This is a genomic window from Knoellia sp. LjRoot47, assembly GCF_964253435.1.
GTDB lineage: Bacteria > Actinomycetota > Actinomycetes > Actinomycetales > Dermatophilaceae > Knoellia.
Genome location: NZ_CAXUQS020000001.1, coordinates 1234914 through 1244709 on the forward strand (window position 1 = coordinate 1234914; position 9796 = coordinate 1244709).

Genomic DNA, 9796 nt, shown 5'->3' on the forward strand with positions numbered 1-9796 from the left:
ACAAAGGTTGACAGGAGAGCGGGCGGCGCGGAACAGTTCTCGTCATGAGGATCGGACTGGCCGGTGTGGGCCGCATCGGAGCCTTCCACGCGAGCACTCTGGCGGGGCTCGACGCCGTCGACGAGGTGGTCGTCGCCGACCTCGACGGTGCTCTCGCGGAGCGTGTCGCCACCGAGCAGGGGCTCGAGCACGCGCCGGACATCGACACCCTGCTCGCCTCGGGGCTCGATGCCTTCATCATCACGACGGCGACGACAGCGCACGCCGCGCTACTCCGTCAGGCGCTCGCGGCCGGCATACCGACGTTCTGCGAGAAGCCGGTCGCCGCGACCCTCGACGAGACGATCGCGCTCACCGAGCTGAGCGAGGCGAGCGCGACCCCCGTCCACATCGGGTTCCAGCGCCGCTTCGACGCCGGCTACCGGCGGGCCCGCGCCGCCGTCGAGTCCGGCGAGCTCGGCACGATCCACGCCCTGCGTGCGCTGACCCATGACCAGGAGCCGCCGCACGCGGCCTACATCCCGACGAGCGGCGGCATCTTTCGTGACTGCTCGGTCCACGACTTCGACATCGTCCGGTTCGTCACCGGCCACGAGGTCGCCACCGTCTACGCCACGGGCGAGAACAAGGGCGCCGACTTCTTCGGCGCTGCCGGGGACGTCGACACCGCCGCGGCGGTCCTCACCCTCGACGACGGCACGCTCGTCACCGCGACGGCGACCCGCTACAGCGGCGGCGGCCACGACGTCCGGCTCGAGGTCATGGGGTCGGACGGCAGCATCGCGGTCGGGCTCGACGACTCGCTCGCCCTGCGTTCGGCGGAGCAGGGCGCGACCTTCCCCGCCGGCCCGGCGCACCGGTCGTTCATGCAGCGGTTCATGGGTGCCTACCGTGCCGAGCTCACCGCGTTCTGCGACGTCGCCGCGGGGCGCACCCCCAGCCCGTGCACGGTGCGCGACGCGCTCCAGGCGTTCCGCACCGCCGAGGCCTGCGAGCTCTCCCGCTCCCAGCGCCGCGTCGTCGCGATGTCCGAGATCCCCGACGCCCCCGTCCGAACGAAGGCTTCTGCATGAGCACCGCCACGACCTCCACGACCTCCACCCCTCCGCAGCTGGCCGAGCGGATCGCCGGCGCCCCGATCTCGTGGGGCGTGTGCGAGGTCCCCGGTTGGGGGTTCCAGCTCGACGTCGACACCGTCCTGACGCAGATGCGCGAGGTCGGGATCGTCGCCACCGAGTTCGGGCCCGACGGGTTCCTGCCCGACGAGCCGGTCGCCAAGGCGGAGGCCCTCGAGGCCGCCGGGTTGAGTGCGGTCGGCCAGTTCGTCCCGGTCGTCCTCCACGACCCGGACCACGACCCGCTCCCCGAGGTCGAGACGGCGATGGAGGCGCTCACCGTCGCCGGTGCGACGACCGTCGTCGTGGCCGCGGCCACCGGGGTCGAGGGCTACGACGCGCGGCCCGACCTCGACGACGCGCAGTGGGACACGATGCTCGCGAACCTCGACCTCGTCACGGCGGCCGCCGAGGCGCGTGGACTCACGGCCACCCTCCACCCGCACGTCGGCACGATGGTCGAGTCGGGCGCCGAGGCCGAGCGGGTCCTCGCCGGGTCGCGCATCGGCCTCTGCCTCGACACCGGCCACCTCCTCATCGGCGGCGGGGACCCGGTCGCCATCGCCCGCAGCCACCCGGACCGGATCGGCCACGTCCACCTCAAGGACGTCCGCCTCGACCTGGCCTCCCGGGTCCAGTCGGGCGAGCTCACCTACACCGACGGCGTGAGCGCGGGGATGTACGTCCCGCTCGGCGAGGGTGACGTCGACATCGCCGCGATCGTCGGCTCGCTCGAGGACGCGGGGTATGCCGGGTGGTACGTCCTCGAGCAGGACACCATCCTCACGGGGTCGCCCTCGCAGACCGGGGTGGACCCACTCGCGGACGTGCGCGCCTCGATCGCCCACATCACCGCGCTCGCGGAGAGGCTGGGAGGACGAAGCGATGGGTGAGCGCACGGCATACGACCTCGTCGCGATGGGACGCACGGGTGTCGACATCTACCCGCTCCAGCACGGTGTCGGCCTCGAGGAGGTGAGCACCTTCCAGAAGTTCCTCGGCGGGAGCGCCACCAACGTGGCCGTGGCCGCGGCCAGGCACGGGCGGCGGGTCAGCCTCGTCACCAAGGTCGGGCAGGACCCGTTCGGGCGCTACGTGCGGCTCGAAGCGGAGCGGCTGGGGGTCGACCCGGCCCACATCAGTGCCGTCGAGGGTGAGGGGCCACCCACGCCGGTGACGTTCTGCGAGGTGTTCCCGCCGGACGACTTCCCGCTCTGGTTCTACCGCTACCCCACGGCGCCCGACCTGCTCCTCACCGAGGGCGACCTGCCGGTCGACGCCGTCCGTGAGGCCTCGGTGTTCTGGTCGACCGTCACCGGCCTGTCCCAGGAGCCCTCTCGCGCAACGCACTTCGCGGCGTGGGGACACCGGGAGCGCGCTCGGCACACGGTGCTCGACCTCGACTACCGGCCGATGTTCTGGGCGGACCCCGCCGAGGCCAGCGAGCAGGTCGGCCGCGCGCTCGAGCACGTGACGATCGCCATCGGCAACCGCGAGGAGTGCGAGGTCGCCGTCGGCGAGACCGACCCGAATCGCGCCGCCGACGCCCTGCTCGACCGGGGGCTCGAGCTCGCCGTCGTCAAGCAGGGGCCGCGAGGGGTGCTCGCCGCCACCCGGGACGAGAGGGTCGAGGTCGCGCCGTTCCCCGTCGAGGTCGTCAACGGTCTCGGAGCCGGCGACGCCTTCGGTGGTGCCTTCGTCCACGGGCTGCTCTCCGGGTGGGACCTGCGCCGGATCGTCGAGTTCGCCAACGTGGCCGGTGCGATCGTCGCCGGCCGGCTCGAGTGCTCCACCGCGATGCCGACGACCGACGAGGTCGAGGACTCCCTGCGAGCGGCGGTAGGGCGGTGATGGACCTCGCCGAGATCACCCGCATCCGGGCGACCGAGCCCGGCCGGATCGCCAGGCTCTGGGCCGAGCGTCGGCGTCGCCCGCTCGTCGCCGACGACGGCCGGATGCTGCTCGTCGCCGCCGACCACCCCGCCCGCGGGGCGCTCGGCGTGCGCGGCAACCCGACCGCGATGGCCAGCCGCAGCGACCTGCTCGACCGGCTCGTCACGGCACTGAGCCGACCCGGCGTCGACGGCGTGCTCGGCACCCCCGACGTCCTCGACGACCTGCTGCTCCTCGGCGCCCTCGACGACAAGGTCGCCATCGGCTCGATGAACCGCGGTGGGCTCCAGGGCGCGGCCTTCGAGCTCGACGACCGCTTCACGGCCTACACCGCCGCCGAGCTCGCCGCGCGCGGGATCGACGGCGGCAAGATGCTCACCCGGATCTGCCTGTCCGACCCCGGCAGCCTGGCCACGATCGAGGCCAGCGCCCACGCGGTGACCGACCTCGCGGCCCACGGGCTCATGGCGATGGTCGAGCCCTTCCTCTCGGTCGTCGAGGACGGCCGCGTCCGCAACCTCCTCGACCCCGACTCGACCATCGCCTCGATCGCCGTCGCCAGCGGGCTCGGTGCGAGCAGCGCCCACACCTGGCTCAAGCTCCCGGTCGTCGACGACCTCGAGCGGGTCATGGACGCCACGACCCTGCCGACCCTGCTGCTCGGCGGGGACCCCCAGGGCGATGCGGAGGACACGTATGCCGCGTGGTCCGACGCGCTGCGCCTCCCGTCCGTCTCGGGCCTCGTCGTCGGACGCGCCCTGCTCTATCCACCCGACGGCGATGTCGCCGCGGCCGTCGACATCGCCTCGGGCCTCGTCCACGGAGGTGGGTCGTGAGCACCGGCGCCGACAACGACCGCTGGGTCCGCCGGCTCGGCGAGGCCGCGGACGGCGACTTCGCCGTCGCGGTCATCCCCACCTCACCCCGTGCGTCTGCGGATTCGGTCGCTCTAGCGACCGAATCCGCAGACGCAGCAAAGGAGGTGCCGGTATGGCAGCACACGTCGCTGCGCGTGGCCCACCTCGACGCCGGAGGCTCGTTCAGCCATGACACCGGCGACGAGGAGCTCGTCGTCGTCCCGCTGTCCGGGTCGGTCACCATCGACGTCGCCGGGGGAGACCGCATCTCGCTCGACGGGCGGGCGAGCGTGTTCGACGGACCGAGCGACACGGCATACCTGCCGCGGAAGCGCACGGTCACGGTGCGCGACAGCGGGACTGGAGCACGCGTGGTCCTGTGCGGAGCGCGGGCGAGCACCGACCGCGAGCCCCGACGGATCGCCGCGGAGGCCGCGCAACCCGAGCTGCGCGGCGCCGGGCGGGCGAGCCGCGAGGTGCGTGCCTTCGGGCTGCCACCGGTGCTCGATGCCGACGCGATCCTCGTCTGCGAGGTCATCACCCCGGCCGGCAACTGGAGCTCGTGGCCCCCGCACAAGCACGACGAGGACCGGCCGGGTGTGGAGTCCGAGCTCGAGGAGATCTACTACTTCGAGACCCGAGGGACCGACGCGCGGAGCACGGATCCCATGGGCTACCAACGGGTCTACGGCACCGACGAGCGACCGATCGACGTGCTCGCCGAGGTTCGGACCGGCGACGTCGTCCTCGTGCCCCACGGCTGGCACGGGCCGGCGATGGCGGCTCCCGACGCCGACCTCTACTACCTCAACGTTATGGCCGGGCCCGGTGCCGAGCGCGCCTGGCTCATCTGCGACGACCCGGCCCACGCGTGGGTGCGCGAGGGGTGGGCGGACGAGCCGGTGGACGGCAGACTTCCCTTCAGCGACGACAGAGGTGGCAACGATGGGTGAGACCGTGCGGCTCACGGTGGCACAGGCGACGGTGCGCTTCCTCGGCCAGCAGTGGTCCGAGCGCGACGGAGAGAGGCAGCGGCTCTTCGCCGGCTGCTTCGGGATCTTCGGGCACGGCAACGTCGCCGGCATCGGGCAGGCGCTGCTCCAGGAGGAGCTCGCCGCGACGGAGTCCGGTGGGGTCGCCGACCTGCCCTACGTCCTCGTCCGCAACGAGCAGGCCATGGTCCACACCGCCGTCGGGTTCGCGCGGCAGCAGGACCGCCTCCAGACCTGGGCCTGCACCGCGTCGGTGGGGCCGGGCTCGACGAACATGCTCACCGGCGCAGCACTGGCGACGATCAACCGGATCCCCGTGCTGCTCCTGCCCTCGGGCACCTTCGCGACGCGCGTCTCGGCGCCCGTCCTCCAGGAGCTCGAGGCGCCGTATGCCGGCGACGTCACCGTCAATGACGCCTTCCGTCCGCTGTCACGCTTCTTCGACGAGGTGAACCGGCCCGAGCAGCTCCCGTCGGCGCTGCTGTCCGCGATGCGGGTGCTCACCGACCCCGTCGAGACCGGTGCCGTGACGATCTCGCTGCCGCAGGACGTGCAGGCCGAGGCGTTCGACTGGCCGGTCGAGCTCTTCGACGAGCGGGTGTGGCACGTGGCGCGGCCGGTGCCCGAGCCGTCGCGGGTCGCCGCGGCCATCGACGTCATCCGGTCGGCGCGCAAACCGCTCGTCGTCGCCGGTGGTGGTGTGCACTATTCGGGCGCCGAGGACGCCCTGGCCGACTTCGCCTCTGCCACAGGCATTCCCGTGGCCGAGACGCAGGCGGGCAAGGGGTCGCTGCTCCACGGGCACGCCCAGCTCGTGGGCGCCGTCGGTTCCACGGGCACTACCGCCGCCAACGCGCTCGCGGCCGAGGCTGACGTCGTCATCGGCATCGGCACGCGGTGGTCGGACTTCACGACTGCCTCGCGAACGGCGTTCGCGCGCACCGGAGTTCGGTTCGTCAACATCAACGTCGCCGGCTTCGACGCGGGCAAGCAGTCGGGCCTGTCCGTCGTTGCGGACGCGCGTGAGGCCCTCGTGGCACTCACCGAGGCGCTCGACGGCTGGTCGGTCTCGGACACCTACCGCAAGCGGCAGGGCACCCTGTGGCGCCGGTGGGACAAGGCCGTGACGACGGCATACGCACCGCCTGCCTCGGTCACGGACGCGCTGGCCGACGGTCTGCTCACCCAGGCCTCGGTCATCGGCGCCGTCAACGAGCTGAGCGACCCTCGCGACGTCGTGCTGTGCGCCGCCGGCTCGATGCCCGGCGACCTGCACAAGCTGTGGCGGGTGCGCGACCGCAAGGGCTACCACGTCGAGTACGGCTACTCCTGCATGGGCTACGAGGTGCCGGCGTCGATCGGGATCCGGCTCGCCGACCCGACCCGTGACGTCTTCGCGATGGTCGGCGACGGCGGCTACCTCATGATGCCCACCGAGCTCGTCACCGCCGTCCAGGAGCGGGTCAAGGTCATCGTCGTCCTCGTGCAGAACCACGGGTTCCACTCGATCGGGTCGCTGTCGGAGGGGTTGGGCTCGCAACGGTTCGGGACGGCATACCGGATGCGTGGCGAGGGTTCGCACCGCCTCGACGGCGACGTCCTGCCCGTCGACCTCGCCACGAACGCCCGCAGCCTCGGGGCCCACGTCATCGAGGTGCACTCGCGCGAGGAGCTCACGGAGGCGATCGCCGCCGCCAAGTCGTGGCCGTCCGACGGTGGCCCCGTCGTCATCCACGTCGAGACCGACCCGCGGGTCTTCGCCCCCGACAGCGAGAGCTGGTGGGACGTGCCGGTCGCCGAGGTGAGCGAGCTCGAGTCGACGCAGGCGGCCCGGGCCGACTACGTCGCACACAAGCAGGGCCAGCGGTCCTTCCTCGCGACGGGGGAGCGCTCATGAGTGGGGCTCCGGTGAGGGTCGGGGTCGTCGGTGTCGGGATCATGGGCGCCGACCACGTCGAGCGACTGGCCGGACGCATCGCGCACGCCGAGCTCGTCGCCGTCGCCGACCCCGACGAGGTGCGCGCCAAGGAGCTCGCCTCGCGCCACGACGGCGTGTGGTCGACCGGCGACGCCCTCGAGCTCATCGCCTCCGACGACGTCGACGCGGTCGTCCTCGCCTCGCCCGGGTTCGTCCACGAGGAGCAGGTGCTGGCCTGCCTCGCGGCCGGCAAGCCCGTCCTGTGCGAGAAGCCGCTGACGATGGACTCCGAGTCGTCGCTCCGGATCGTCCGGGCCGACCGGGAGGTCGAGGCCACCACGGGTCGCCGCCTCGTCCAGGTCGGGTTCATGCGGCGCTTCGACCCCGAGTACGCACGTCTCCGGTCGGTGCTCGCAGGTGGGTCGCTCGGCCGGACGCTCCTGCTGCACAACGTGCACCGCAACGCGTCGGTCCCCAACGCCGACTTCCGCTCCGAGATGATCGTGCGCGACAGCCTCGTCCACGAGGTCGACGTCGCCCGCTTCCTCTTCGGCGAGGAGGTCGTCTTGGTCCAGGTGCTGTCACCCGCGCCGACGTCGCTCGCCGCTGCCGGGGTGATCGACCCGCAGGTCGCGATTTTCACGATGGCCGGCGGCGGGATCGTCACCAACGAGGTCTTCGTCAACAGTCAGGTCGGCTACGAGGTCCGGTGCGAGGCGGTGGCCGAGCGTGGTTCCGTCGTCATCGGCCGCCCGTCGTCCGGCGCCTACTCGACCGCCCTCGCCCTGGACGGTGTCGGACAGTGGGGCGGCACGGTGCCGGCGGACTACCGCGAGAGGTTCGCCACGGCATACGACCTCGAGGTCCAGGCGTGGGTCGACTCGGTGCGCTCGGGCACCTCGGTCGGTCCCACCGCCTGGGACGGGTATGCCGCCACGGCCGTCTCGACCGCAGGCATGGCCTCGCTCGCCTCGGGTGAGCGCGTCCCGGTCGACCTCGTCGACCCACTCACGTTGTCCCAGAACGCCTCCAGCACGAAGGAACCGTCATGAGCACTGCCACCCGCATCACCCACCACGTCGCCGGCCGGACCTGGGACGGCCCGGTCGGGCGCACGAGTCCGGTCTACAACCCGGCCACGGGCGAGCAGACCGGCGTCCTCGACCTCGCCAGCACTGACGAGGTCGGGCAGGTCGTCGCCACCGCGAAGGAGGCGTGGGCGTCCGGCTGGGGCAGCTCCTCGCTGTCGAAGCGGACGCAGGTGCTCTTCCGCTTCCGCGAGCTGCTCAACGAGCGCAAGGAGGACATCGCTGCGCTCATCACCGCCGAACACGGCAAGGTCCTCTCGGACGCACTCGGCGAGGTGACGCGCGGGCTCGAGGTGGCCGAGTTCGCCTGTGGCATACCGCACCTGCTCAAGGGCGGGTTCACCGAGAACGCCTCGACCAAGGTCGACGTCTACTCGATCCGCCAGTCCCTCGGCGTCGTCGCCGTCATCTCGCCGTTCAACTTCCCCGCGATGGTGCCGCTGTGGTTCGTCCCCGTCGCGATCGCCTGCGGCAACGCTGTCGTGCTCAAGCCGAGCGAGAAGGACCCGTCGGCCGCGGTCGCGGTCGCCGACCTGTGGCGCGAGGCCGGGCTGCCTGACGGCGTGATGAACGTCGTCCACGGCGACAAGGAGGCGGTCGACGCGCTGCTCACGCACCCTGACGTCAAGGCGGTCTCGTTCGTCGGCTCGACGCCGATCGCCCGCTACGTCTACGAGACCGGCACGGCCCATGGCAAGCGGGTCCAGGCCCTCGGCGGCGCGAAGAACCACATGCTCGTCCTGCCCGACGCCGACCTCGACCTCGCCGCCGACGCGGCAGTCAACGCCGGCTTCGGCTCGGCCGGTGAGCGCTGCATGGCCATCTCCGCCCTGCTCGCCGTCGAGCCGATCGCCGACGACCTCATCGAGAAGATCAAGGACCGCGTCGGCAAGCTCGTCACCGGCGACGGCACCCGCGGCACCGACATGGGCCCGCTCGTCACTCAGCAGCACCGCGACAAGGTGGCGTCCTACCTCGACGCCGGGGTCGAGGCCGGGGCCGAGCTCGTCGTCGACGGTCGCGAGGCCGACTTCGACGCCGACGGCGAGGGGTTCTTCCTCGCGCCGACGCTGTTCGACAAGGTCTCACCCGAGATGTCGGTCTACCAGGACGAGATCTTCGGGCCGGTGCTGTCGGTCCTGCGGGTGCAGTCCTACGACGAGGGTCTCGAGCTCATCAACTCCAACCCCTACGGCAACGGGACCGCGATCTTCACCAACGACGGTGGCGCCGCCCGGCGCTTCCAGAACGAGGTCGAGGTCGGCATGGTCGGCATCAACGTGCCGATCCCCGTGCCGATGGCCTACTACTCGTTCGGCGGCTGGAAGAACTCGCTCTTCGGCGACAGCCACGCGCACGGCATGGAGGGCGTGCACTTCTTCACCCGCGGCAAGGTCGTCACCTCGCGCTGGCTCGACCCGAGCCACGGTGGCCTCAACCTCGGCTTCCCCCAGAACACCTGACCGTATGCCGGCCGCCCACCGTGGGCGGCCGGCGACATCTCGGTTGATCGGACCGAGGGCTGGTGCCGATACTGCGTTCGTGAGCAGCCGCCGTCGCACGCGTGCGCCGCGCCCCGAGGTGTCGCTGGGCGACGGCGTGCGCAAGGGGCGCTACCTCTGGGCTGCGGGCGGTGCTCGACTCTTCGACCCCGCGGGGCAGGAGCACACGCGGGAGTACACGAACCTCACCCCCAGTGAGGTGGAGGAGTCCTTGGCGGAACGTCCGGCGATGCAGGTGGCTGTCATCGAGTGTGGTGAGGGCGTGGCCTTCTACGAGGGCACGGCGCGCATGGCGGTGTGGCGGGATCGCATCCGCTTCGACCTCTAAGACCCCACGCGCGAGCGGGCCGGCATACGGGGGGAAGGTTGAGAGTCGGGAGGGAAATGTTCCGTCCGGATGCTCAAGGTTCCCGCATGGGGAGTAAAAGTTG

Annotated in this window: 9 protein-coding genes; all 9 read left to right on the forward strand. The window is 71.7% G+C overall.

Annotated elements, in window-relative coordinates; translation table 11 throughout:
• Positions 1–44 precede the first annotated feature (44 nt).
• The 9 genes from ACSQ11_RS06055 to ACSQ11_RS06095 all read left to right on the forward strand — a co-directional run bounded on the left by ACSQ11_RS06055 (position 45) and on the right by ACSQ11_RS06095 (position 9693).
• Positions 45–1073 carry a Gfo/Idh/MocA family protein gene (locus ACSQ11_RS06055; RefSeq protein ID WP_436003994.1) on the forward strand — a complete coding sequence of 343 codons (1029 nt, stop codon included), beginning with the start codon at positions 45–47 and terminating at the stop codon, positions 1071–1073.
• Entirely contained in the window at positions 1070–2008 is a 939-nt protein-coding gene (locus ACSQ11_RS06060) for a TIM barrel protein (RefSeq protein WP_436003996.1), read from the forward strand. The genes ACSQ11_RS06055 and ACSQ11_RS06060 overlap by 4 nt, the downstream gene beginning before the upstream one ends.
• A complete protein-coding gene (iolC, locus tag ACSQ11_RS06065) occupies positions 2001–2966 on the forward strand; it encodes a 5-dehydro-2-deoxygluconokinase (RefSeq protein ID WP_436003998.1) in 966 nt (321 codons plus the stop codon). Before ACSQ11_RS06060 ends, iolC begins: the two co-directional genes overlap by 8 nt.
• Complete coding sequence (locus ACSQ11_RS06070; RefSeq protein WP_436004000.1) at positions 2966–3844, forward strand: Cgl0159 family (beta/alpha)8-fold protein; 879 nt, start codon at positions 2966–2968, stop codon at positions 3842–3844. The genes iolC and ACSQ11_RS06070 overlap by 1 nt, the downstream gene beginning before the upstream one ends.
• Positions 3841–4818, forward strand: coding sequence for a 5-deoxy-glucuronate isomerase (gene iolB / locus ACSQ11_RS06075; RefSeq protein WP_436004002.1), 978 nt, complete (start codon positions 3841–3843; stop codon positions 4816–4818). Before ACSQ11_RS06070 ends, iolB begins: the two co-directional genes overlap by 4 nt.
• Positions 4811–6754: a 3D-(3,5/4)-trihydroxycyclohexane-1,2-dione acylhydrolase (decyclizing) gene (gene iolD, locus ACSQ11_RS06080; RefSeq protein WP_436004004.1), complete on the forward strand. Its 1944-nt coding sequence runs from the start codon at positions 4811–4813 to the stop codon at positions 6752–6754. The genes iolB and iolD overlap by 8 nt, the downstream gene beginning before the upstream one ends.
• A complete protein-coding gene (locus tag ACSQ11_RS06085; RefSeq protein ID WP_436004006.1) occupies positions 6751–7827 on the forward strand; it encodes a Gfo/Idh/MocA family protein in 1077 nt (358 codons plus the stop codon). The genes iolD and ACSQ11_RS06085 overlap by 4 nt, the downstream gene beginning before the upstream one ends.
• Positions 7824–9326, forward strand: coding sequence for a CoA-acylating methylmalonate-semialdehyde dehydrogenase (locus tag ACSQ11_RS06090; protein WP_436004008.1), 1503 nt, complete (start codon positions 7824–7826; stop codon positions 9324–9326). The genes ACSQ11_RS06085 and ACSQ11_RS06090 overlap by 4 nt, the downstream gene beginning before the upstream one ends.
• Positions 9327–9405: 79 nt before the next feature.
• Positions 9406–9693 (forward strand): hypothetical protein, encoded by a 288-nt coding sequence (locus ACSQ11_RS06095; protein WP_436004010.1) that lies wholly within the window; start codon positions 9406–9408, stop codon positions 9691–9693.
• The last annotated feature ends 103 nt before the right edge of the window (positions 9694–9796 follow it).

Coding starts and splice junctions, on each gene's coding strand:
- ACSQ11_RS06090 (WP_436004008.1), top strand. CDS start 7,824: ATGAGCACTGCCACCCGCATCACCCACCACGTCGCCGGCCGGACCTGG.
- iolD (WP_436004004.1), top strand. CDS start 4,811: ATGGGTGAGACCGTGCGGCTCACGGTGGCACAGGCGACGGTGCGCTTC.
- ACSQ11_RS06055 (WP_436003994.1), top strand. CDS start 45: ATGAGGATCGGACTGGCCGGTGTGGGCCGCATCGGAGCCTTCCACGCG.
- ACSQ11_RS06085 (WP_436004006.1), top strand. CDS start 6,751: ATGAGTGGGGCTCCGGTGAGGGTCGGGGTCGTCGGTGTCGGGATCATG.
- ACSQ11_RS06070 (WP_436004000.1), top strand. CDS start 2,966: ATGGACCTCGCCGAGATCACCCGCATCCGGGCGACCGAGCCCGGCCGG.
- iolC (WP_436003998.1), top strand. CDS start 2,001: ATGGGTGAGCGCACGGCATACGACCTCGTCGCGATGGGACGCACGGGT.
- ACSQ11_RS06060 (WP_436003996.1), top strand. CDS start 1,070: ATGAGCACCGCCACGACCTCCACGACCTCCACCCCTCCGCAGCTGGCC.